Origin of the sequence: Streptomyces sp. TRM49041 (assembly GCF_008271805.1) — a bacterium.
Taxonomy (GTDB): Bacteria; Actinomycetota; Actinomycetes; order Streptomycetales; family Streptomycetaceae; genus Streptomyces.
In genome coordinates this window covers 19,540-41,175 of record NZ_VSRY01000092.1, presented here as the reverse complement: position 1 = coordinate 41,175, position 21,636 = coordinate 19,540, and the positions used below count along the sequence as shown (strand labels likewise).

The following is a 21,636-nucleotide window of genomic DNA, read 5'->3' as shown; positions in this document are numbered from 1 at the left end:
GGCTCCTCCCTCATCGCCCCGGGCCCGGTGCGGGTCGAGGTCCGGTCGGAAGCGGCGCCGGGACCGGGACCGGTGCCGGTGCCGGTGCCTGGAGGACCACCTCCCAGGTGTCCACCGCGTAGTCGGTCCGCATGCCGTGCGCCTCGTAGATCCGCAGGGCGCCCGTCTCGTTGTGCGTGTCGACGCCGAGGCCGATGCTGTCGCGGCCCCGTGCGGCGTACGCGGCGAAGGCATGCCGCAGCAGGTGGCCGGCGATGCCGCGGCCACGGCAGGACCGGCGCACGCCGATGTTGCTGATCCAGGCCATGCTCCGCCGGTCGTTGCGGGAGAGCAGCACGGCGACGTCGTCGCCGTCCAGTGCGGCGATCCAGACCAGCGACCAGTCGACGTGGGCCGCGCCGATGTCCTCCAGCCACTGGTCGTACGTACGCGCCTGGTGGTCGAAGTGCTCGCTGAACGTCTCCTGCAGCAGGGCGTGGGCGCGGCGCCGGTCGGCCTCGTCGCCGCAGTCACGCAACACGATGCCCCCGGGCGGTTCGGGGACCGTCAGGTCGTCCCCGGACAGCCGGCGCGTCATCACGTGGTACTCGCGCACCCGCCCCCAGCCCCGTCGTCCGATCATGTCCAGGTCGGTGGTGGGCCGGGCGTTGAGCTGCAGGTGCAGGACGGCCCGGGGCGCGCCGTTGGCGTGTGCCCGTTCCAGGGCGCGCCTCTCGACCAGGGCCAGGAGGTGCTCTCCGGTGTGCCCGTAGCCCGGGAGCACGTAGTGGTCGGCGTCGATGCGTTCGCCGCCGGACTCGTCCCACACGAACGCGTAGGCGACCAGCCGGTCGCCCTGGAAGGCCAGCCAGGAGTCCTCGGCGAGGATGACCTCGGGGTGGGCCAGTTCGGTTTCCACCGTGTGCAGATCCGTGTCCGGTCGACCGGTCTCGATGGTGTCGATCTCGTTGAGCAGGGCGCATACCAGGGGCGCGTCGCCGACGGTGGCGGGTCGGACGACGAAGGGGACTTCGGATGTCATCCCGTCCGCACCCCCGTGCTCAGCCGACTGATGGCTCTCTGCTCGACGACGCAGGAATTCGAGCAGCAGAGCCGTCGTCTGGGCGGGCCGTTCCAGGCTGGGCAGATGTCCGGCCCAAGGGAGCTCGGTGTGATGGGCGAGGGGGACGCGCCCGGCCAGTTCGGCGGCGATCGTACGGAAGTGGTCGAGGTCGTGCGCCCCGGAGACCACCAGCGTCGGCGCGGTGATACCGGCGGGGTCGAACTCGGTCTCGCTCGGGGAGATGTCCTCCTCGGCGGCGAGCTGTACGTCGAAGGCGCGGCGCTGCATCTCGCCCACCAGGGCGCGCACGTCGTCAGAGGCGTCCGGCCCGAGCCACGTGGACACGTTCAGTTCGACCGCGCCCGCGAGGTCTCCGGCTTCGATCAGTGCGTCCTCCCGTGACGCGAACTGCTCGACGGAGGCGGTGGGCTCGAATCCGTCGGCGGCCGTGCACAGCAGGGCGAGCATGTCGACCCTGGCCGGCCACCTCGCGGCCAGCTCCAGCGCCACGCCGCCGCCGTAAGAGGCGGCGACCACGGCTGTGCGTTCGATGCCGAGGGCGTCCAGCAGGTCGACCACGTCCTGCGCGTCGCTGTACGGTGCCGTCGCCACCGGTGTGTCGCCGAAGCCTCGGAAGTCGCAGCGGACGACGCGGTATCCGGCCTCCGCGAAGGCGTGCCATTGGGGTTCCCACATCCGCCGGTCGCAGACGGAGGAGTGCAGGAGGAGCAGTGCCGGACCGTCGCCGGTCACCTCATGAGTGAGAGTCATCGGGCCTGACCGTAGTCCGGCCCCTTCCGCCCGGCCATCGATTTTCATCTCACCGGCGGGAGGCTCGCCGGGACCGCGAGCACGCCCAGCGCACGAGGAGGCGACACGAGGAGGCGACACGAGGAGGCGACACGAGGAGGCGACACGAGGAGGGGAACGGTTGCCCGAACCCCGGCGGTCCGCTCTACTGCTGTGCGGCTCGCACACACAGGCGTGTCCGACGAGGGAGGCTGGGATGAGGACAGGGCGGCGCGGACGTCAGGGGGCCCATCGGCGTCGCGGTCGTGGGCCGCGCCACCGCAGAGGGACCCTGGCACTGATCGTGGCGGGCTTACTGCTGACCGGTGTCTGCGCGACACTGGCCACCGCGTGGGGAGGTCGTACGAGCGGTGCCGGGGCGGGCGACGCCACGCAGGCCGCCGCATCCCCCGTACCGCACGGTGTGGGCGGCCTCCGGCGCGAGGGCCCTCCCAGGCCGTCGGCCGAGCCGTCCGGCGCGGGCTCCGGCGTGCCGTCGGCCCCCGCCCCGGTGAAGAGCCCCGGTGACGCGGACACGGCCGGGAAGGGCGCCGGGCGTTCCCAAGCCTCGGCCGCCCTCCCCTTCGACATGCCCGACCGGGCCACCCTGCGAGCCTCCGGGAAACTGGTGTTCGCCCACTACTTCACGCCGTTCCCGCTCTCCCTGGACAACGCGCCCGCCGCCGACGACTACTACGCCCGCAACTACCTCACTCCGGACGGCGAGCGCGGCAAGCACCAGGCGTACGGCGGTCTGCTGCGCGACCGCCCGCTGCCCGTGCGCCCGAAGGTGGGCGACTGGGAGCTGGCCAACCTCCAGCAGGAGGTGCGCACGGCACGGGACGCCGGGCTGGACGGTTTCACCCTGGACATCCTGTCGCTGTCGGGGAAGAACCGGGAGCGGTGCGAACTCCTGCTGAAGGCGGCCCGTACGGTCGACCCCACCTTCAAGATCATGCTGATGCCGGACATGTCCTCCCTCCGGACCGGCGATCCGAAGGAGCTCGCCGACGCCCTCGCCGAACTGGGCCGTTACCCGTCGGCGCACCGGCTCGACGACGGGCGTCTGGTCGTCGCACCGTTCAAGGCGGAGGCGAAGAGCGTCCGCTGGTGGTCCGGCGTGATCGACGATCTGCGGGCACGGCACGGTGTGCGCACCGCGTTCGTCCCGCTCTTCCTGGACTTCGGCTCCCACGACGGCTCTTTCGCCGCGATCAGTCACGGCTTCTCCGACTGGGGCAGCCGAAGCTACACCGGGCGGGAGAAGGGCTCGCGTGACGCGCGGCGGGCACACGACATGGGCAAGATCTGGATGCAGCCGGTGTCGGTACAGGACGCCCGCCCGAACCAGGGCACCTACCACGAGGCGGGCAACACCGCCACGCTGCGCGCCACCTGGACGCGGGCCATCGAGGGCGAGGCGGACTGGGTGCAGCTCACCACGTGGAACGACTACTCCGAGGGCACCCACTTCGCGCCCTCGCAGCACAACGGCCACGCCTACCTCGATCTGATGTCGTACTACCTCACGCGCTTCAAGACCGGGGCGTGGCCCAAGATCGTGCGGGACACCCTGTACGTGACCTCGCGCACCCAGTTCGCCGACACGGTGCCCACAAGCTCGCAGTCCCGGCTGATGTCGCTGCGGGAGGGCAGCGCGGACGCCCGGGACACGGTGGAGGTGCTGGCCTTCCTGCCCCGCCCGGCGACCGTCCGCGCGACCGTCGGCCGGACCACGTCCTCGCACAAGGCCCCGGCGGGCATGAACACGGTCCTGCTGCCGCTGCGGCCCGGTGCGGTCTCGGCGAGGGCGGTGCGCGGCGACCGTGTCGATGCCACGGTGACCTTGCCGTACCGGGTGCGGCACACGGTCGAGGTCCAGGACCTCCAGTACTACGCCGCCACCAGCGGGCGCCGCGGCCCCGGCTGACCGCCGGTCAGGGGAGGCGCCCCGCTGAGGGCGCGGCCGATGCCGTGCGCGTACGTCACACCATCGGGCGCAGGTGCTGCGCCTATCGCCGCGCCGGTGTGGCGGGCGGCCGCTGTGGCGCCCAGCGTGGAACGGGCAGGCCGGGACCGCCCCGGCCCCGTACCGACGAGGTCCCATGCAGGAACCGCACCTGCTGCCGGGTTCCCGAGGCGAGCCGCGCCCCGCCGGTGACCCGGCACCGGACGGGTCATCGCCCGCCGCCGGCACGGACGGCCGGTCCGCCCGCGCGACGCTGTGGCCCGCCGCCGTCGCCGTGTCGTTCGTGCTGGCTCAGCTGATGCTGGTGGCGCCGGGCCTGGGCCTGGGCTGGGACGAGACGGTGTACGTCAGCCAGGTCGGCCGACAGGGGCCGGCCGCGTTCCTGAGCGCGCCCCGCGCCCGGGGCGTCTCCTTCCTCGCCGCCCCCGTCGCGGCCCTCTCCACCTCGGTACTTGCGCTGCGGATCTGGCTGGCAGTGCTGTCGGGCCTCGGCCTGTTCCTGGCCCTGCGGGTCTGGCGGCCGCTGCTTCCGGCGCCGGTAATCGCCCTGGCGGGTGCCTTGTTCGCGAGCTTGTGGATCACGCTTTACTACGGACCGCAGGTGATGCCGAACCTATGGGTGGCCTACGGCGCCCTGGCCGCGGTCGGCTTCTTCCTGCGCACGGCCCGCGACCCCGGCGACTCCCTGTCCCTGGTGGGGCTCGCGGCCGCCGTGGCGTTCGTGGCGCTGATGCGACCGCCGGACGCCGTGCCGCTCGTGCTGCTTCTGGCAGCGGCTTCGCTGCTGGTGCGCGCCTGGCGGCGACCGGTGCTGTGGTGCGTACTCGCCGCCGGGGTCCTCGTCGGCAGCGCCGAGTGGGTGATCGAGGCGTATGTCCGCTACGGCGGCCTGGTCGCGCGGCTCGACCGGGCCAGTGAGATCCAGGGCGATGTCGGCTGGTACGTCGCGGTCGACGACCATGTCCGGGCACTGGGCGGGCGTACGCTGTGCCGCCCGTGCGACGTGCCCTGGGAGAACCCGGTCACCGCTCTGTGGTTCCTCGCCCTGCCACTGGCTGTCGCCGGCGGCGTCCGGGCGGCCGCCCGGACGCGGCATCGCACGGCCACGGTGATGGCCACCGTGACCGGGTGCGCGCTCGCACTGCCCTATCTGTTCACCATCGACTACGCCGCGCCCCGCTTCCTGTTCCCGGCGTACGCCCTGCTCTCCCTGCCGGTCGCGGTGCTCCTCGTACGGCTCGCGGGCATCGGCACTTCCTGGCGGCCCGCTCTCCTCGGCCTGTGCGCGCTGGCGCTGCTGGGACACCTGGCCGTCCAGTACAAGGTGCTCGACTCGGTGACGCGGCGGGTGCGCACCGACACCGTCACGCTGTCGCGGATCGCCGCGGAACTCCGGGCCCACGGCGTACGGCCACCCTGTGTCGTGACCGGCAAGGACGCGATCCGCATCGCCTACCGGGCAGGCTGCGCCTCCCGGCAGCCCGCAGGACACGACGCCGCCATCACTCCGGCCGGCCTCGCACGTGCGGCCGAGCGGCAGCCGGTCGCCGTACTGCTGTCCCGGGGAGGGACCGTTCCCGCGTACGCCCGTGGCTGGGCCGCGTACCAGCTGCCCGACCTGCCTCAACAGCCCGGATTCCACATGCTCGTGTCGCCGTCCGCACAGAACTGACACGAGCGGCGGGCCGTCAGGCGGACCGTCGACCGGTCCGGCGGAGCCGCCCCCGCCGTGGAAGCGGCCGTCGTGCGAGCTTCTCCCGTACGTGCCCGGTGCCGTCGGGCCCGAACCTGGTGGCCGCGTTCCACGGGCGCCGTCGCCCGGTCGCCCTCTGGCCGCACGACCGGGGCCGGCCCCGGTTCGGCCGCTGATCGTGGCATGGGCGCCGGACGGGCCCACCGCGGCACGTGCCGCTCTGGAGACCTCCCGGTGGGCGGTGACCGGGTGGAAGGTCCTACCCCGAGTGAGCTCGATTCGCTGCTGCGCGGGCTGAAGCCGGGGTGGCGGAGTCCCCGCCCGCGCGGCGGGTCAGCCGCCAGACCTGTACCTCGCCGGTCTCGGCCGGGGCGAGGCGCTCGGCGGGGCGGCGACGGTGTTCGGTGAAGCCGAGTCGGGCCGGGACGGCGGCGCTGGCCCGGTTCGCCAGGTCGTGGACGATCTCCACGTGGTCGACTCCGGGGAGGCGGAATGCCTGCTCGGCCAGGGCGCGGGCGGCCCGGGTGGCCACGCCCCGGCCGGTGGCGGCCGGGTGCAGCCAGTACCCGATCTCACGGGCGTCGTCCGGGGTGCCGTCGTGCCGGTACAGCCCGCAGGCGCCGACGATCGCCCCGTCCAGCACGATCGCGTAGGTGAACTCCTCACCGCTCGCCCAGCTCTCCGCGCGGCCGGCCAGGAAGTCGGTGGTCCTGGCCAGGCTGTGCTCGGCGACCCACGGCATCCACGGGCGCAGATGATCCAGCGATTCCTCGATGACCCGGAACAACTCCGGAAGGTCCGCCTCGCCGTCGAAGCGACGCAGCGTCAGGTCGTCCCGCCGGACCACCGGCTGTGGAAGGTTCATGCCTGGAGGGTCCTAGGCGGCCGCCTAGGTCGGCAACAGCGTTTTCGACACGATTCAGAACGACACGTCGACGTAGTCGATGTCGGTGAACTCGACCTCCAGGTTGTCGGCGCGGCGACCGCCGTCCTTGAAATAGATCTCCTGCAGGCCCTCCGCGACGATCGCGCGCAGCTGGCGGTCCGTGGCCCCCTGTTGCTGGGCGTCGAAGAGGCGGCTCGCGTAGTCGGGTGGAAGGTGCACGGTCAGGCGGCGCAGCCGGCCGTCGTCGGTGGTGCCGATGGGCGCGGTGTAGCCGAACCTCGCACGGGTCTCCACCGTGATGCCGGTGCTCGTGGCGGCCTGTCGGCGGCGCTGCCCGCGTACGCGCGGCTGCCACCTCGCCTTCACCTCGGCCTCGATGCGGTCGGCGATGTCCTTGGGCGGGCTCTTCCGCTCTCCCTTGCGGTAGCGCTCCACCGAGCGCTGCGTGACGCCCAGCAGTCCGGCGACCGCCCGTGTCGTCTTGAGTCTGCTGACGAGGAAGTTGACTCTGGCCTGCGTCGACTTCGGTGGCTCGCGGGTGAACGTCTCCTCGTCGGCGCGCTGGAGGGCGTCGTCGATGTCGCCCATGGCCTACTCTCCTTCGTCCATGACGGCGTCGCCGCCCTTGATGTGACGGGCCGGGTTGTAGTGCCTCTCCATCAAGTCGACCGCCCACGCCATTTCTTGCGTGCCCTCGTGCTTGGCCAGGCCGGGGGACGGGCCGAGACGGAACGCGCCGGGGACCGGGCCGCCGTCGGGGGTGCGGGGCAAAAAGTCGAGCGGTGCCGGGCCGGGTGAGGGGTAGACCACGCAGTCGGAGAGTACGGCGAGGGGGTACTGGCCGGTCGTCCTCGCCGTGTTGAGCATCTTGCGGTGCATGTTCACCCGGGCCTTGGAGATCACCGCGGCCCGGATGTCGGGGCGCCACGTCGGACGGTCCAGCGCGGGCCAGCGCTCCCCGTCGCGGTAGTGGCGGCCCTGCGGGCGTTCGCGCAGCTTGCCGATGCCACCCTTGACCGTGGACTTGACGGCGGACAGGGCCATCTCCACCATGCGGTGTCTTTCGATGGTGCGGAGGAGGGTTTCGTCGTCCATACGGGCCAGTGCCGTCAGGGCCGACTCGTCCGCCAGCAGCAGGGCCGTCGCTCGGGGCTGGTTCTCCGCGACCGCCGCTCGGAGGGTGTGCGGGTCCGTCAGGGGAGCCTTCGCGGCGGCGAAGGTCCTGATCGCGTCGAGGTCCGTGCGGTCGGCTGTCCTGAGCAGGTTGTGCAAGGCCGTACGGGCCAGGAAGCCCTTCTCGTCCAGGTCCTTCGTGACGCCGATGTCCGCGAGCGTCGTGGTGTAGGCGTCCTTGAGGCGGTCGTGCCAGGGGTCCAGGTAGGCGCCGGTCTCCCGCCGGAGGAACGCCTTGAGCGGTGCCACCTCGTGGCCGAGCTCGACCGCGTACGCGACCGTGGGCGTCGCGTACCAGGCCGGTCCCTCGGGGCGACGGCCCGACGGCGTGAACGGCGACGGGAGGCGGGGGTCCAGGTCGATGTGGGAGAGGTCCACCAGCCATGAACCGGGGAGCTTCTTGTCGAAGCGCGGGTGGTCGACCTCGACCGGTTCGTCGAGGCCCACCGTCAGGCGGGCGGAGGCCGCGAGGAAGGCCGTGTTGAGGTCGATGCCCACCGCCCAGGGGAGGAAGCACTCCTCGTCGGACAGGAGGCGCGGGTCACGGACCCACTGGTACGCCTCCTCGTCCAGGGAGCCGAGAGTCCAGCCCCGCGCGACAGGGTGCTCGGCCGGGGCCTCGGGCGGTGCCGGGTCGATGCCCCTCTCCCCCAGGCTGCCGGGGTTCTCGCCCGGTACCCAGGCGCCGGTCGCCGGGTCTCTGACCGCGCGTGTCGGCGGGCGGAGCGCCGTCATCAGCTCGAGGCCCGACACCGCCGTCGAGCCGCGCGGGGTGATCACGCGCTGGGCGTAGACGCCGAGGACGCGGGCGAGCTGCGGCGGGGGCAGCTCCGCGACACCGCTCCAGGCTCGCGGGTCCAGGGCGTCCCAGGGAAGGATCGCCAGTTGGACGCACCGCCGTTGCGAGCCTTCCGCCCGGCGGAAGATCCGTGGCCAGGGGCCGAAGCCTCGCTGGGTCAGTTGCCACTCGGCCTTGGTGATCTGCTGGACGACCGGGTGGTCCTGGGGCAGGCGCAGCGACCGGCGGGCCTCCGGGCCCTCCAGGCGGGGCGGCAGCCCGAAGCGTACGGCCGCCGACTCCGTCAGCACGATCAGCGGGTCGGAGTCCCTGCCGTGCCGGTGCAGGCGCGGGGCTCCGATGCCGGATTCGCCGAGCGTCCACTCGACCAGCTGCGGGATCGTACTGGCCGGGCACTCCAGGACCAGGCCCCCGACGCAGTACGCCGTGCCGTCACCGTCCAGGACCGCGAGCGGGCCGTGGGGGAAGTGGTGGTCGGGGGGCACGGTCTTCGGCGGGGCTGCGGGACGGCGGGACGGGGATGTCGTCCGCGCCGGGCGGCGGGACCGGGGGGCGGCGGGCCCGGCCTGCTCCGGTGCGCTTACGGGGGCGGGTGCCGGTGCGGGGGCTTCTGCGGGGGTGGGGGGTGGCGGAAGCGCGGTGGCGGCCTGCGAGGCAGGCGCCGGCTCTTCGGGCTCGGGCGGGTGCTTCTCGGCCCAGCCCTCCAGCAGACGCAGATATGCCTGCAGGCGCGGGGGGCGCGGCTCGGAGCGGCCGTTCTCCCAGTTCTTGACCGTCTGCGTCGTCGACTTGAGTACCTGCGCCAGGCGGGCCTGGGTGACGCCCGCGGCCTCGCGGAGCCGGGCTCGCTCGGCGGGGGGCGGCAGTCGCGGTTCGCCTTCCAGCAGTGCGTCTACTGCCGCGAACAGCTCGTCCTCGGTCGGCATGCTTCACCTCCGGCGCCAGGCTAGCAGGTTTTACCCCATTCTTTATCCTCGGATTTAGCCTGGATGAGCGCGTGTTCCCTGGGCACATCCACCGTTCCTGGCACCCATGCACTGTCGCGGCGGCCTGACCCAGCCGGGGCTCCTCCGCTGTCAGGAAGGGCGAGGGGTTCCGGTGCTCGTCAGGCGCATGCTCGGTGCGCGCCCCTGGCGGACCGCTGCCCAGTACCGTGCGTTTCCGGCTCTCAGTTGAAGATGTCCAAGAGGTCCGGCCAGGAGCCGCCGTCGGCGGGGCGGGCCCTCATCGGGCGCGGCTCCGGGTAGTTTGCCGCTGCGGCCCTCGCGCGGACGATTTCCGGCCCGCCGCACGCCGTGACCGCGAAGGCGCCGAAAACCTTGGCGAACGCGGCCGGGTCGCGAAACTCCACGCCGAACGCCCGGCCGTCCCGCAGCGGCACCCACACCACCCGGTCGAGCCGTGTCCATTCCAGCACCGGCTGGTCGTCCGCGGTCGACCGTCCCTCCAGCCACAGCCGCGCCACGTGCAGCAGGTTCACCTCCTCCATCGGCAGCCGCTTGCGGCGTATACGCAGTTCACGCGTCGTCAGCGCGACCCGCTGGTCCTTCTTCGGATACCAGACGACGCCGATCCCGAACGGCACCCACAGCAGGAGCCCGATCAGCGGCCAGACCAGAGCGTCGCCCCACGACCGGAGCAGCCCGCCGTCCAACAGGTACAGGGCCCCGAAGACCAGAACCCACTTCGCCGTCATCCGCCAGAACCCAGTGCCCTGCCGGTAAAGGACTCGCCGCTTCCTCGTCATCGTCATGCCCCCCACGCTATCCGCCGCCCCTCAGCTCCCAACAAAGCCAGCTGTCCGTCAAAGCCATGGAGATGGTGACGCATCGGCCCGCCGCACGGGTCATATGTCTGGACGCCGGTCGGCGGTTCTTCTGCTGCGCTGGCGTGATCCCTTTGAAAGGTACGGCGATGGCCCGTTCTCGCGCCGCCCTGCGCGCTCTGTTGTCCGCTGTTCTCGTGCTCCCGGTCGCCGCCTGCGGGGTGGCGGGCGGCGGTGACTCCCCCGGCTCCCCTGCGGTTGCCGCCCCGGTGCCGGGGTTCCCGTACACCGTCACCAACTGTGGCGTGACCACGACCTTCCAGGCCCCGCCCGAGCGGGCCGTCGCCATGAACCAGCACGCGACGGAGGTGCTGCTGGCGCTGGGCCTGCGGGACCGGATGGTGGGGACCGCGTATCTGGACGACGCGGTGCTGCCGCGGTTCCAGGACGCGTACTCGGGGGTGAAGGTGCTGGCGGAGAAGTACCCGTCGAAGGAGGTGCTCCTCGCGGCCGACCCCGACTACGTGTACGGCGGCTACGCAAGCGCCTTCGACCAGGGCGCCGGGCGTGACCGCGGCGGGCTGGAGGAGCGGGGGATCCGGACGCGGCTGAACGTCGAGTACTGCACGGAAGGGCCGGTCGGGCTCGAGCAGTTGCGGACCGAGATCGGTGAGGTGGCGCGGACCTTCGGGGTTCCGGAGCGGGGTGAGCGGCTGGTCCGGGAGCAGGAGCGGCGGATCGACGCGGTGCGGGAGCGGCTGAAGGGCGTCGCGCGGCCTTCGGTGTTCGTGTACGACTCCGGTGACGCGTCGGCGTTCACCGCGGGCGGTGCGGGGATCGGGCACCGGATCGTGTCGCTGGCCGGGGGTGAGAACGTCTTCGCCGACGTGGACAAGGCGTTCGGGGACGTGTCGTGGGAGCAGGTCATCGCGCGACGGCCCGAGGTGATCGTGATTTTCGACTACGGCGGTACGTCGGTGGAGGCGAAGAAGCGGCGGCTGCTCGGTGATCCGGCTCTGGCGGATGTGCCGGCGGTGCGCAACAGACGGTTCGCGGTGTTGCCGCTGTCGTCGGCCGTGCTGGGGGTGCGGGTGGCCGATGCCGTGGAGTCGCTCGCGCGGCAGTTGCACCCCGGTGCGGTATGAGGGGTGCTGAGGGTGCGGTCTCCGTGCGGCGGCCGCTGGTTCTCTGCGGGCTGGCGGTGGCGCTGGCCGCCGTGGCGGTGGCGGGGCTGGCGCTGGGGACGGTACGGATTCCTCCCGGTGACGTGCTGGGCGCCGTGCTGCGCGGCGAGCGGACGGGGCCGTTCGGGTCGATCGTGTGGGACGTGCGCATGCCGCGGATCGTGCTGGGCGCGGTCGTGGGTGCGGGGCTCGCCGTGGCGGGGGTGGTGCTGCAGGCGCTGGTACGGAACGCGCTGGCCGATCCGTTTCTGCTCGGGGCCTCGTCCGGGGCGTCGGCGGGTGCGGTGGTCGTGGTGGTGCTGGGCGTCGGTGCCGGGGTCGCGTCGAACGTGGCGCTGCCGGTGGCGGCGTTCGCCGGGTCGCTGGCCGCCCTGGTCGTGGTGTACGCGATGGCCCGGCAGGGCGGTGCGATGACGACGGGGCGGCTGGTCCTGGCCGGGGTGGCGGTGCAGTACGTCCTGTCGGCTTTCACCAGCCTCCTGCTGGTGCTGTCGGCTCGGGCGGAGCACATGCGGGCGGTGCTGTTCTGGACGCTCGGCGGGCTGGGCGGCGCCCGGTGGGAGGGGCTCGCGCTGCCGGTGGGGGTGCTCACGGCGGGAGTGGTGGTGCTGGTGGGGCTCGCGCGGCCGCTGGATCTGCTGCTGACCGGTGAGGAGGGGGCGCGGACGCTCGGCCTGGACGCGGGACGTTTCCGGGCGGGGGTGTTCGTGCTGGTGTCGCTGGTGGTGGGGGTGCTGGTGGCGTTCAGCGGGGCGATCGGGTTCGTGGGGCTGATGGTGCCGCACGCGGCGCGGCTGGTGGTGGGGGCGGGCCATCGCGCGCTGCTGCCGGTGGCGGCGCTGGGCGGGGCGGTGTTCCTGCTCTCGGCCGACCTGGTGGCGCGTACGGTGGCCGCTCCGGAGGAGATACCGGTCGGGGTGGTGACGGCGCTCGCGGGCGGTCCGTTCTTCCTGTGGCTGCTGCGGCGCTCGGGGCGGCGTGCCGATGGGGCGGACGGGGCAGAGGGGGTCGTACGGTGACGGTGGTGCGGCCGGTGGAGCTGGTGGCCGAGGGAGTGCGGTACGCGGTCGGGGGCGGCCGGATGCTGCTGGACGGGGTGGATCTGCGCGCGGCGCCCGGCGAGACGGTGGGGCTGGTGGGGCCCAACGGGAGTGGCAAGACGACGTTCCTGCGGTGCGTGTACGGGGCGCTGCGGCCTGCGGGTGGCCGGGTGGTGCTGAACGGGCTGGATGTGGCCGGGCTCTCGGTGAAGGAGCGGGCGCGACGGGTCGCGGTGGTGCCGCAGGACGCGGTGGGCGCCTTCGGGCTGACGGTGCGTGAGGTCGCGGCGATGGGGCGGGCTCCGCACAAGCCGTTCTGGCGGCAGGACGGCCCGGACGACGCGCGGCGGGTCACCGAGGCGCTGAGCACCGTGGGGGTCGAGGGGCTGGCGGGGCGGCGGTTCGACGAGTTGTCGGGCGGCGAGCGGCAGCGGGCGCTCGTGGCGCGGGCGCTGGTTCAGGAGCCCGGGCTGCTGGCCCTGGACGAGCCGACCAACCATCTGGATGTGCGGTTCCAGCTGGAGATCCTCACTCTCGTGAGGGAGCTGGGAACGACGAACCTGCTGGTGCTGCACGACCTGAACCTGGCGGCCGCGTACTGCGACCGGCTGTATGTGCTGGAGGCGGGGCGGGTCGTGGCGGCCGGGACGCCTGGTGAGGTGCTGACGGAGGAACTGTTGGCGGAGGTGTACCGGGTGCCGGCGCGTATCGGGTCGCATCCGGTGACGGGCGCGCCGCATGTCGTGTACCTGCCGCTGGGGTGAGCCGCGCCATGCCCGGCGCCTCCTGTCGGCGGCCGGCGGGTCGGTTGTCCGTGGCCGGGGCCGGGGCAGGGGTTGCGAGGAGGTGTGCCGCGTCGTCGCGGAAGATCGCCCCGGCGCGGGCCGTCCGCCGGTCGCGGGCCGGGCCGTCGGGTACGAGCCGGTCGGCGGTCGGCCGACAGGGCGGGCGGGACCGCCGCGGTGGTGGTGAGGCCCTCGGCCGTACGGCGGCGCAGCCGTTCGTCGCGGCCGCACACTCGCGCTCGCGCTGAGGACGACGCAACGGAGCGTCATGTGGTCGGCCTCCCGGGGCCGGTTCCTGACTCCTCGTCTTGGGGCCGCTGTCAGGCGCGTGGCGGGGGCGGGCGGGCTGTTCGGGTGGTTCGGCGGCCCGGCTGCCCCGTCCCGGGGGGCGGCGTGGGCACAAACCAGGAGGCTGGAGGGAACGGCGGCGGGTGAGTCCGGAGGTCAGGCATGGCGGGAACGGTACGGCCGGTCGTACTCATCACGGGTGCGTCCTCGGGCATCGGGGAGGCGGTCGCCGAGCGGTTCGCCGTGGACAGCCCGCGGCGGTGGCGGCTGCTGCTGGCCGGGCGCGACCAGGAACGGCTGGAGGCGGTCGTGCGCCGGATGGGCGGCGCGGGGCTGCTGGGCGACCTGGGCGAGTCGGCCGGGGTCGAGCGGCTCGCGGAGCAGGCGCTGGAGCGGGAGGGGCGCGTCGATGTGCTGGTCGCGGCGGCCGGGATCGGGTGGGCGGGCCCCTTCACGGAGATGCCGGGGGCGGCGGTGGAGCGGCTGGTGGCGGTGAATCTGACAGGAGTGGTGCAGCTCGTGCGGCTGCTGCTGCCGGGGATGGTGGAGCGTGGCGTGGGACGGGTGGTGCTGATCAGTTCCATGGCCGGGTGTGTGGGGGTGGCCAACGAGGCGGTGTACGCGGCGACGAAGGGCGGTCTTTCGGCGTTCGCCGAGAGCCTGCGCTATGAGCTGGCCGGTACGCGGGTGCGCGTGACGACGGTGCTGCCCGGGGCGGTCGACACGCCGTTCTTCGCGCACCGGGGCGCCCCGTACCACCGGGACCTGCCTCGACCGGTGCCCGCGAGGCGGGTGGCGGACGTGGTGTGGCGTGCGGTCGTGCACGGCCGGGACGACGACAAGTTCGTGCCTGCGTGGCTGGAGGCGCCCGCTCGGGTACGGGGAGCGGCGCCGGGATTCTTCCGTGCCATGGCCAAGCGGTTCGGCTGAGCACCGCGCGACGCCGGCGCTGTCCGTCTCCCTGGCGCCGCCGGCCGCGGCGGGCAGACGCTGGGAGGACCCGGGGGACGGGCGCGGTGCCCCTGCCCACCACCCTGCCGGACGACGGGGCGGCGGGGACGCTCAGCGGCGGTGGAAGGGCAGCCTCGGCACGCGGGCGCACCACGAGTGCGGCACGGGATGCGGGTGCCAGGCGCGGTCCCACTCCGCGCGGTGCGTGCGGTGGTGGCCGGCGGTGCGCTCGGCGCCGTAGAGGACCGCGCTGAGTACGGCGGTGATGGCGGCGAGCTCCGCACTGGTCGGTGAACCGTGAACTATCCGCAGATGGTGGCGCATTCGCCCATCGTCCGTCGGCGCGACCTGACACGCATCCGCTCCTCCGCCCACCGACCACCGCCCGACGGTTCCGGGCACGGCTGTCGTACCAGGTGGCTGCCGTACGGGGTGCTCGCGCGGTGAGATGGGGCGGACGGGTGAAGAGCGGCCGCGCCGGTGCGGCACGACACCCCGGCGGTGTGCCGGTGCTGTCGGCCGGGGTCCGTGCGGAACGCGCGGGCCCCGGCCGCCTGTGCGGCGAGCCGGGGTCCGACGACCGAGCCTCTCAGGTCACGGCGTAGGCATCCTGCCCCTGCGGCGGGCGCGGGCCCTGCCTGCGCCGCCTTCACCGGTGGCCGCCATGGCGGCGCCGAGCAGCAGCGCGACGGCACCGACGACGACGTTGTTCCACACGGTGCGGGTCGTGTCGACGTTACCGACGACGAGCCACGGCGAGATGATCGTGAACGCGCCGATGGCCACGGCGCACCATGCCATGGCGTGGGTCCGCTCGTACGCGGAGCCCAGGCCGCCCATGCAGAGGGCGTACGCGGCACCGAGGATCAGGTTCGTCACGGCCAGGGCCGTAAGCCCGCTGAATCCGGCGATCCACGGCGAGGCGGCCAGGTAGACACCCGTGAGGAACGCCAGTGCCTCGACGGCCTGGACACGGGGGGTACTGGTCGCCCGTTCGAACCGGGAGCGCATCTCGGCGATGTCAGGGTGTTGCTCGATGGTCGGGTGGGTGGTCATTGCGGGCCCGCCTCCTGTAGAAGCCTTTATCTGCCCTTTATCCCCATATAACTCCCAATAGGCCATTCAGGTCAACTGGAACTTTTCAAGACTGGCCGACCTACGAGGCGGCGGGCGCGGTTCACCGGGATGCGCGGGGTGACGACACCGCTGCGCCGCGCCGCCGTTGATCAACCGCACGGGACTGCCGCCACTGTCGAGTTCCTCCTCACTTCGGAGGGGAAGCATGGATGGTGACAGTCATGGGTGAAACGCGGGTGTTACCACCATGTTTCGGCCGTATTGCGGATCTCCGACCGTACTGTTCCACGCATCGTGCAGAGTTCAACCGGATCGGCGACCGACTGTCAGCCGGTCGTGACACGGCGTCACGCACGCCACCCTGATCCACGAGTGCCGCTTTCACGCCACTGCTTGAATCGCGCACCAAGCCGAAAAGCTCCGCCGCATGTGCGTCGACGATCCCGGCGCGGCAGGGTGGGCCCCGCACCCCGACCGAACGGGATTCAAAGGAAAGTGATGATGATGACGCACCTGCGGACACCGCTGAGGCGTACCGCCGTATGCGGTCTGCTGACCGCCGCGGCCATGACCGCGCTGGCGCCGGCCGCCTTCGCCGCCGCGGACGCGGCCGACACGGCCGAGACACGGCTGTACGCGCCGAACGCGCTGGTCCTCACCGTGGCCCAGGGAGAGACGGCCGCGACATCGACCCCGCTCCGCGCGGTGACGCTCACCTGCACACCGGCGCCGGGCGGGACGCACCCCTCGCCGCAGGCGGCTTGCGACACCTTACGGGCAGTCGACGGTGAGTTCACCGCGCTGCGCGGTGACGGGACGCGCGCCTGCATCAAGATCTACGACCCGGTCGTCGTCACCGCGCAGGGCATCTGGGAAGGCCAGCGGGTCGACTACGAGCGGACCTACGGCAACTCCTGCGTCATGCGCGCGGAGAGCGCCGACGTCTTCTCCTTCTGAGCCTGTTCCGACTGAACGTGTTCTGAGCTCGGCCGGCAGCGGCTTTCCGCGGCCCGCGCCGTTTCCAGTGGCGGCCTCCCCTGCCCACGGAACGGTGCGGGCCGTTCGCCGTATCAGGGCAGGGGGAGCTGGTTGGCCGGAATTGCCGGGATGCGGGGGTGCCGGGGGTGCCGGGGGCGCCGGGGCGAAAGTGGGCATACGTGAAGTAGTGGCGTGTGCCGCCGAACGGCAGCGCCCGGGATGCGTGAGCCATGGATGTGGAGAGTGTCGTCGACGAGCTTTACGGGCTGCGGCCCGCCGAGTTCACCGCAGCCCGGGACCGGCGTGCGCTCGAGGCACGTACGGCCGGTGACCGGGAGCTCGCCGAGCGCATCCGGGGCCTGCGCCGGCCGACGCTCGCCGCGTGGGCGAGCAATCTCCTCGTACGGGCACGGCCGGACGAGGTGCGGTCGCTCGTCGCGCTCGGAGAGGGCCTGCGGCGGGCACACCAGAACCTCGACGGCGCCGGGCTGCGGGAACTCGGCCGACAGCAGCATGTCCTGGTGGCCGCACTGGCCGAGGAGGCCCAGCGGCTGGCGGCCGCGGCCGGGGAGAGGGTGGCCGGCGCCGCACGGGAGCAGGTCGAGGCGACCCTGCACGCGGCGCTCGCCGATCCGGAGTCTGCCGGGGAGTGGGCCTCCGGACACCTGAGCAAGGCGCTGAGCGCACCGGTGGGCTTCGGCGCGGCCGGGTTGCATACACCCGAGGGGAGCGCCTCCCCGAGCCGTACGCGCGAGGGCGGCGCACGCGGCGGCTTGCACCTGGCCCGTGGGACAGGCGGGCACGGCGACACCGCGGCCGGTGGGCGTCCAGCGCCCGGCGGTGGCGGCGTGCGCGGCGGCACACCCGTGGGCGGTGCGGCCGGTGCTGCGGGTGAACTGCGGCGGGCCGAGCGGGAGGCGGCGGGGGCATGGCGGGACGTGGAGGCTCGGGAGAGGGACGTCAGGCGAGTGGTGGAAGGGCTGGAGAAGGCCGAGCAGCGGTTGCGGGAGGCGGACGCGGGGGTCGCCGAACTGGTCGCGCGGCTGAAGGTGGCGGAGGAGCGGCGCGACGCGGCACGGGCCGCCGTACGGGCGGCGCGGATCCGGGTCGAGGAGGCCGAACGGGGCGCGCGCCGGGCCAGAGAGCAGGCAGGGAACGCCGACGAGCGGGTCCGGCGGGTGGCCCGGCGAGTGAGGTGACACGTCATGGCGAGGGCGATCTGGACCGGGGTGATCTCGTTCGGGCTGGTCACCGTGCCGGTGGGGCTGTTCACGGCCACCGAGGACCACACCGTCCACTTCCACCACCTGCAGCGGGGCACCGGTGACCGTATCCGCCACCGGCGCGTCAACGAGCGTACGGGTGAGGAGGTGTCCTCCGAGGACATCGTGAAGGGGTACGACGTCGGGGACGGCACGTACGTGATCGTCGAGCCGGAGGAGCTGGACGAGATCGCGCCTGGCAAGTCCCAGGTGATCGACGTCGACGGCTTCGTGGACCTGAAGGACGTCGAGCCCGTCTACTTCGACCGCACCTACTACGTCGCGCCGCGCGGCGAGGAGTACGGCAAGGTGTACGAGGTGCTGCGGGCATCGCTGGAACGGGCCGACAAGGCCGGTGTCGCCACGCTGACGATGCGCGGCAAGGAGTACCTGACGGCACTGCGCGCGCAGTCGGACGTCCTTGTGCTGCACACCCTGCACTACGGGGACGAGGTGCGGGACCCCGGCAAGGAGATGGACCTGCCCGCCCGTCCCAGGCCGCCCAAGCGGGAGCTGGACATGGCGGAGCACCTGATCGAGGCGCTGGGCATCGCGTGGGATCCGGACGCGTACCACGACACGTACGAGGACCGGGTACGGGAGCTGGTGGAGGCCAAGCGGGAGGGGCGGGAGGTCGTCGCCGAGGCGGTGCCGCCCGAGGCGACGAACGTCGTGGACCTCATGGACGCGCTGCGGCGCAGCGTCGACCTGGCCAGGTCCGGCCGGGAGGCGGGGACGGAAGGCCGCACGCGCGGTGGGCGCGGTGGGCGTGGTGGACACGGTGGGCCCGGTGGGCGGCGGCGCGGTGGCGAGGACCTGTCGGGGCTCACGAAGAAGGAGCTGTACGAGCGGGCGGCGCGGCGCGGCGTCAGCGGCCGGTCGGGGATGTCCCGCGACGAGCTTGTGGACGCTCTGAGGGCCGCCGGCTGATCGGTTCGACGTTCCTACCCGTTCGCCGGTGCGTTCTGCGGGCGGCCCGCCGGGGCCGCGGCTGTCGCGGCTGTCACGGCTGCCGTGGATGCCGTGGATGCCGTCGGTGTGGTCGGCTCCACGGGGTTCTCGCGGTGGGCGAAGCGGTGGAGGTAGCGGACCTTGATACACAGCGACCAGGGGTCGATGGGTTTGACGAGGAGGTCCGCGGCGCCCAGGCTCATCGCCGTACGGGACAGTCGGGAGTCGACGCCCATGCCGGTCACCAGAATGACCGGAATGCGTCGGGTCTGTTCCAGGCGTTGCATGTAGCGCAGCACGTCGAGGCCGCTCACCCCGGGCATGACCACATCGAGGACGGTCACGGCGATCCCGCCGCGGAGGACGGCTTTGAGGGCGGCGTCCCCGCTGGTGGCCGATTCGAGGGGGTAGCCGAGCGGTGAGAGGGCGCTGCGCAGGGCGAACAGATTGTCTTCGTGGTCGTCGACCAGCAGGACCTTCTCTTCGGCGGACATGGTGCCTCACCTCCGCTCCATGGGGCCGGGCCGATGTGTACGCGGCCCCATCTCTCCAGAATGCCCCCGGTCGGGCGCGGACGGCAGGTGCGGGACGAGACGGGTCCTGGGTGGTGGCCGGAAACCGTCTCCCCGGGGGCTCCGTGGGGGTCGGCGAGGAGGCGGTCCCGTTCGGCAGGCTTCTGCTCGTCGAAGGGCGTGGCGTCGAGGACGCCGAGGTTCTGGTCGAACTGGGCGAGGGCGTGTCCACGGTCGCCCGCGAGCTTCTCCAGGGTGCGCGGACGAGTCAGCCTGATGGCCATGCGGGAGTCGGCGGGCAGCCCGTAGAGGTATTGGTCCGTCAGCCGACCCTGGGCCAGGGGCGAGTGGGCGATCACGCCGGCGCCGGCCCCGGCTGGGGCGTCGATCAGCCCGTTCCGCTCGATGGTGCGGTCCAGCATGTCAGGCGTGCTGTTGACGAGGAGAGGTGTGCCCAGCTCCTTCGGCACATCGGCGGCGCGGACCATCTGCCCGGGGCTGCAGTTGGCGAGGCACCTGCTTCCCGCCGGCCAGGAACAGGGCGGCGGGGACCTGCTCCTCCTTGAGGATGTCGAGGAGTCGGGGGTGTACACGCGATACACAGTGGGGTGCGACCACCAGGCGCGCCTGGAGGGGCGCGCCTGGTGGGAGGTGGTCCGGGACCTGTCAGCGGGGAGCCAGCAGCAGGCGGGACTCCTTCTCGTGCTCGCCGGACACCGACTGCGTGGAGCGCACCTCGAAGAGCCGGCCGAGGGCCTTCTCGACCTCGTCCACCGCGTGGTGGTCGCCGGTCAGCAGCGCCTCGACGGGCGTGGAGATGCGTGGGGGGCCGGTGATGTCACCCGAGTGGGCGGAGCTGTCGAATGTGGCCATCCACACGGTCGGCTCGGGTCCCGCGGCTGGTTGCGGCGCCGGCGCGACATCCTCACAGCCCGCGAAGACGTGGTCGAGCGCGTCGAAGACCGTCTCGGCGTCCGCGCGGCCGCACTCGCTGAGCTGGACGGTGACATCGCAGTCCGCGGGGTGGTCGTCCTTACCGTGGCTCCTCATGTCCCTTCCCTGGTCACTCGCCATGTCGTTCACCACGTCTCTTCTCTCTGCCGGGCTCATGCCGGGTCCTTGCCGATGAGGTACCCGTCCCCCCAATACCGCCATGGATGTCGTCGATCCGCCACTCCGGACGCGAGGGTGACGCCGGGTGTTTGGGGAGGTGGATGCCTGGTACGGGGTGGGGAGACACAGAGGGCCGTCGGCAGGGGGCCAGGAGGAGGCAGAGCCATGCCCGCAGGATCCAGCTCGAAGCGTGAACGGCAGTACGAGCACATCAAGGAGAGCTCGAGGGAGCGGGGCGCGAGCGAGAAGCGCGCCAAGGAGATCGCCGCACGGACGGTGAACAAGGAGCGCGCACGCAGCGGTGAGTCGAAGTCCGCCAGCAGGACCTCGACCCAGGACACCCCGTCGTCGAAGCGCGGCGGGCAGCGTTCGCGGAGCGGCTCGCAGGGGCCCACGTACGACCAGCTGTACGCGGAGGCCAGGAAGCGCGATATCCACGGCCGCTCCTCCATGAACAAGGCGGAGCTGGAACGCAAGCTGGGCAAGTGACCCCCGAACCCCCTGGCCGACCGAGCCGTCCTACGCGGCGCCGCCACCGCCGAGAGGGCTGTCGTCCAGGTGCGCCAGCAGGTCGGCGGGGTCGGCGTGGACTGCGGCCGCTCCGGCGTTGGTGAGGTCCGTCCGTGGGATGCCCCCGCACAGCAGGCCCACACAGGTGACGCCCGCGCGGGTGCCCGCCTTCATGTCCCAGACCGTGTCGCCGACGAAGACGGAGCGGTCGGCCGGGGCACCGGCCAGTTCCATGGCGTGGCGGACCGGGTCGGGAGCCGGTTTGCCCTCCTCGATGTCATCGGCACTGGCTACGGCGCTGATGGCGTCGTCCGCGGCGATGGCGCGGCGCAGCGCCGACAGTTCCCCTCCCCCGGCCGATGTGGCCAGGACGACCTTCCAGCCGCGCGCCGCGAGGGTCTCCAGGAGGCGCCCGGCGTCCCGGAAGGCGGGCAGGCGGTCGGAGTAGGTGCCGTAGAGCGTGGTGTGAGCGGCGCTGATGGCGGAGTCGCCGCTCCGGTCCCGATCCGGGTCGAGGAGGTACTCGATCAGGTCCCCGGCGCCGAGCCCGACGGCGCGGTGCACGGCGTGCATGGGTACGTGGTGGCCGGCCTGGCGGAAGGCCTCCCACCAGGTGGTGACATGGAGGTGGTTGGTGTCGGCGAGGGTGCCGTCCACGTCGAACACGGCGGCACGCGTCATGTCGCTCCTCTCTGCGCTGTTGCGCATGGCATGACGAGCATGGGCGCACGAGGACGGCCGAGTCACATTCCGGGGTACGACACCCGGTGAGCTTCCTTCTGGTGCCGTATCGGCGGGCGGGGGCCGGGGGCTGGGGGGCGGGCGGGATCGGGGGGCGGCATCCGCGTCGGGTGGCTGCGACGGTCGTG

General features: G+C 72.6%; 20 protein-coding genes. 10 read left to right on the top strand and 10 right to left on the bottom strand.

The window, feature by feature from the left end; genetic code table 11:
* Nucleotides 1-10 precede the first annotated feature (10 nt).
* The gene (locus tag FVS66_RS36530; protein ID WP_316248173.1) at nt 11-1,813 is read right to left on the bottom strand and encodes an alpha/beta fold hydrolase; all 1,803 of its coding nucleotides are present in this window, start codon (nt 1,811-1,813) and stop codon (nt 11-13) included.
* Between the two features lie 322 nt (nt 1,814-2,135).
* Here FVS66_RS36530 and FVS66_RS08520 point away from each other — a divergent pair, with 322 nt between their 5' ends.
* Both FVS66_RS08520 and FVS66_RS08515 read left to right on the top strand, forming a co-directional pair.
* Entirely contained in the window at nt 2,136-3,761 is a 1,626-nt protein-coding gene (locus FVS66_RS08520; protein WP_262386877.1) for a glycoside hydrolase family 71 protein, read from the top strand.
* A 175-nt stretch (nt 3,762-3,936) separates the two neighbouring features.
* Nucleotides 3,937-5,472, top strand: a complete 1,536-nt coding sequence (locus FVS66_RS08515) for a hypothetical protein (protein ID WP_149180401.1) — start codon at nt 3,937-3,939, stop codon at nt 5,470-5,472.
* 280 nt (nt 5,473-5,752) lie between these two features.
* Here the strand turns inward: FVS66_RS08515 and FVS66_RS08510 are convergent, their stop codons facing one another.
* The 4 genes from FVS66_RS08510 to FVS66_RS08490 form a co-directional block, all read right to left on the bottom strand.
* Nucleotides 5,753-6,358 carry a GNAT family N-acetyltransferase gene (locus FVS66_RS08510; RefSeq protein WP_149180400.1) on the bottom strand — a complete coding sequence of 202 codons (606 nt, stop codon included), beginning with the start codon at nt 6,356-6,358 and terminating at the stop codon, nt 5,753-5,755.
* Nucleotides 6,359-6,412: 54 nt separating this feature from the next.
* A complete protein-coding gene (tpg, locus tag FVS66_RS08505; protein ID WP_149180399.1) occupies nt 6,413-6,967 on the bottom strand; it encodes a telomere-protecting terminal protein Tpg in 555 nt (184 codons plus the stop codon).
* Nucleotides 6,968-6,970: 3 nt separating this feature from the next.
* Nucleotides 6,971-9,277, bottom strand: a complete 2,307-nt coding sequence (gene tap / locus FVS66_RS08495) for a telomere-associated protein Tap (RefSeq protein WP_262386876.1) — start codon at nt 9,275-9,277, stop codon at nt 6,971-6,973.
* A gap of 242 nt (nt 9,278-9,519) precedes the next feature.
* Complete coding sequence (locus tag FVS66_RS08490) at nt 9,520-10,104, bottom strand: hypothetical protein (RefSeq protein ID WP_149180398.1); 585 nt, start codon at nt 10,102-10,104, stop codon at nt 9,520-9,522.
* A 161-nt stretch (nt 10,105-10,265) separates the two neighbouring features.
* Here FVS66_RS08490 and FVS66_RS08485 point away from each other — a divergent pair, with 161 nt between their 5' ends.
* The 4 genes from FVS66_RS08485 (at nt 10,266) to FVS66_RS08470 (ending at nt 14,343) form a co-directional block, all read left to right on the top strand.
* A complete protein-coding gene (locus FVS66_RS08485; RefSeq protein ID WP_149180397.1) occupies nt 10,266-11,261 on the top strand; it encodes an ABC transporter substrate-binding protein in 996 nt (331 codons plus the stop codon).
* Nucleotides 11,258-12,319: an iron ABC transporter permease gene (locus FVS66_RS08480; RefSeq protein WP_149180396.1), complete on the top strand. Its 1,062-nt coding sequence runs from the start codon at nt 11,258-11,260 to the stop codon at nt 12,317-12,319. The genes FVS66_RS08485 and FVS66_RS08480 overlap by 4 nt, the downstream gene beginning before the upstream one ends.
* A gap of 62 nt (nt 12,320-12,381) precedes the next feature.
* On the top strand, nt 12,382-13,104 hold the full coding sequence (locus tag FVS66_RS08475) for an ABC transporter ATP-binding protein (RefSeq protein WP_149180428.1): 723 nt from the start codon (nt 12,382-12,384) through the stop codon (nt 13,102-13,104).
* 471 nt (nt 13,105-13,575) lie between these two features.
* Complete coding sequence (locus tag FVS66_RS08470) at nt 13,576-14,343, top strand: SDR family oxidoreductase (RefSeq protein WP_149180395.1); 768 nt, start codon at nt 13,576-13,578, stop codon at nt 14,341-14,343.
* A 132-nt stretch (nt 14,344-14,475) separates the two neighbouring features.
* Here the strand turns inward: FVS66_RS08470 and FVS66_RS08465 are convergent, their stop codons facing one another.
* Both FVS66_RS08465 and FVS66_RS08460 read right to left on the bottom strand, forming a co-directional pair.
* Nucleotides 14,476-14,688 carry an acyl-CoA carboxylase subunit epsilon gene (locus tag FVS66_RS08465; RefSeq protein WP_149180394.1) on the bottom strand — a complete coding sequence of 71 codons (213 nt, stop codon included), beginning with the start codon at nt 14,686-14,688 and terminating at the stop codon, nt 14,476-14,478.
* A 270-nt stretch (nt 14,689-14,958) separates the two neighbouring features.
* The gene (locus FVS66_RS08460; RefSeq protein ID WP_149180393.1) at nt 14,959-15,420 is read right to left on the bottom strand and encodes an SPW repeat protein; all 462 of its coding nucleotides are present in this window, start codon (nt 15,418-15,420) and stop codon (nt 14,959-14,961) included.
* Between the two features lie 525 nt (nt 15,421-15,945).
* On the opposite strand from FVS66_RS08460, the gene FVS66_RS08455 reads away from it, so the two are divergent.
* The 3 genes from FVS66_RS08455 to FVS66_RS08445 all read left to right on the top strand — a co-directional run bounded on the left by FVS66_RS08455 (nt 15,946) and on the right by FVS66_RS08445 (nt 18,611).
* Nucleotides 15,946-16,398: a subtilase-type protease inhibitor gene (locus FVS66_RS08455; RefSeq protein ID WP_149180427.1), complete on the top strand. Its 453-nt coding sequence runs from the start codon at nt 15,946-15,948 to the stop codon at nt 16,396-16,398.
* Nucleotides 16,399-16,649: 251 nt separating this feature from the next.
* Complete coding sequence (locus FVS66_RS08450) at nt 16,650-17,618, top strand: hypothetical protein (RefSeq protein ID WP_149180392.1); 969 nt, start codon at nt 16,650-16,652, stop codon at nt 17,616-17,618.
* Between the two features lie 6 nt (nt 17,619-17,624).
* Nucleotides 17,625-18,611, top strand: a complete 987-nt coding sequence (locus FVS66_RS08445; protein WP_149180391.1) for a Ku protein — start codon at nt 17,625-17,627, stop codon at nt 18,609-18,611.
* A gap of 14 nt (nt 18,612-18,625) precedes the next feature.
* Here the strand turns inward: FVS66_RS08445 and FVS66_RS08440 are convergent, their stop codons facing one another.
* Both FVS66_RS08440 and FVS66_RS08435 read right to left on the bottom strand, forming a co-directional pair.
* A complete protein-coding gene (locus tag FVS66_RS08440) occupies nt 18,626-19,126 on the bottom strand; it encodes a two-component system response regulator (protein ID WP_149180390.1) in 501 nt (166 codons plus the stop codon).
* Between the two features lie 684 nt (nt 19,127-19,810).
* Nucleotides 19,811-20,194, bottom strand: coding sequence for a hypothetical protein (locus FVS66_RS08435; protein WP_149180389.1), 384 nt, complete (start codon nt 20,192-20,194; stop codon nt 19,811-19,813).
* A 228-nt stretch (nt 20,195-20,422) separates the two neighbouring features.
* On the opposite strand from FVS66_RS08435, the gene FVS66_RS08430 reads away from it, so the two are divergent.
* The gene (locus FVS66_RS08430; protein ID WP_149180388.1) at nt 20,423-20,746 is read left to right on the top strand and encodes a plasmid stabilization protein; all 324 of its coding nucleotides are present in this window, start codon (nt 20,423-20,425) and stop codon (nt 20,744-20,746) included.
* Between the two features lie 30 nt (nt 20,747-20,776).
* On the opposite strand, the gene FVS66_RS08425 is transcribed toward FVS66_RS08430, so the two are convergent.
* A complete protein-coding gene (locus FVS66_RS08425) occupies nt 20,777-21,448 on the bottom strand; it encodes an HAD family hydrolase (protein ID WP_149180387.1) in 672 nt (223 codons plus the stop codon).
* Nucleotides 21,449-21,636: the final 188 nt, after the last annotated feature.

Excerpts from the sequence above, each read along its gene's own strand:
- FVS66_RS36530 (WP_316248173.1), bottom strand. The coding sequence starts at position 1,813 with ATGACTCTCACTCATGAGGTGACCGGCGACGGTCCGGCACTGCTCCTC.
- FVS66_RS08515 (WP_149180401.1), top strand. The coding sequence starts at position 3,937 with ATGCAGGAACCGCACCTGCTGCCGGGTTCCCGAGGCGAGCCGCGCCCC.
- FVS66_RS08510 (WP_149180400.1), bottom strand. The coding sequence starts at position 6,358 with ATGAACCTTCCACAGCCGGTGGTCCGGCGGGACGACCTGACGCTGCGT.
- tpg (WP_149180399.1), bottom strand. The coding sequence starts at position 6,967 with ATGGGCGACATCGACGACGCCCTCCAGCGCGCCGACGAGGAGACGTTC.
- tap (WP_262386876.1), bottom strand. The coding sequence starts at position 9,277 with ATGCCGACCGAGGACGAGCTGTTCGCGGCAGTAGACGCACTGCTGGAA.
- FVS66_RS08490 (WP_149180398.1), bottom strand. The coding sequence starts at position 10,104 with ATGACGATGACGAGGAAGCGGCGAGTCCTTTACCGGCAGGGCACTGGG.
- FVS66_RS08485 (WP_149180397.1), top strand. The coding sequence starts at position 10,266 with ATGGCCCGTTCTCGCGCCGCCCTGCGCGCTCTGTTGTCCGCTGTTCTC.
- FVS66_RS08480 (WP_149180396.1), top strand. The coding sequence starts at position 11,258 with ATGAGGGGTGCTGAGGGTGCGGTCTCCGTGCGGCGGCCGCTGGTTCTC.
- FVS66_RS08475 (WP_149180428.1), top strand. The coding sequence starts at position 12,382 with ATGCTGCTGGACGGGGTGGATCTGCGCGCGGCGCCCGGCGAGACGGTG.
- FVS66_RS08470 (WP_149180395.1), top strand. The coding sequence starts at position 13,576 with ATGGCGGGAACGGTACGGCCGGTCGTACTCATCACGGGTGCGTCCTCG.
- FVS66_RS08465 (WP_149180394.1), bottom strand. The coding sequence starts at position 14,688 with ATGCGCCACCATCTGCGGATAGTTCACGGTTCACCGACCAGTGCGGAG.
- FVS66_RS08460 (WP_149180393.1), bottom strand. The coding sequence starts at position 15,420 with ATGACCACCCACCCGACCATCGAGCAACACCCTGACATCGCCGAGATG.
- FVS66_RS08455 (WP_149180427.1), top strand. The coding sequence starts at position 15,946 with ATGACGCACCTGCGGACACCGCTGAGGCGTACCGCCGTATGCGGTCTG.
- FVS66_RS08450 (WP_149180392.1), top strand. The coding sequence starts at position 16,650 with ATGGATGTGGAGAGTGTCGTCGACGAGCTTTACGGGCTGCGGCCCGCC.
- FVS66_RS08445 (WP_149180391.1), top strand. The coding sequence starts at position 17,625 with ATGGCGAGGGCGATCTGGACCGGGGTGATCTCGTTCGGGCTGGTCACC.
- FVS66_RS08440 (WP_149180390.1), bottom strand. The coding sequence starts at position 19,126 with ATGTCCGCCGAAGAGAAGGTCCTGCTGGTCGACGACCACGAAGACAAT.
- FVS66_RS08435 (WP_149180389.1), bottom strand. The coding sequence starts at position 20,194 with ATGAGGAGCCACGGTAAGGACGACCACCCCGCGGACTGCGATGTCACC.
- FVS66_RS08430 (WP_149180388.1), top strand. The coding sequence starts at position 20,423 with ATGCCCGCAGGATCCAGCTCGAAGCGTGAACGGCAGTACGAGCACATC.
- FVS66_RS08425 (WP_149180387.1), bottom strand. The coding sequence starts at position 21,448 with ATGACGCGTGCCGCCGTGTTCGACGTGGACGGCACCCTCGCCGACACC.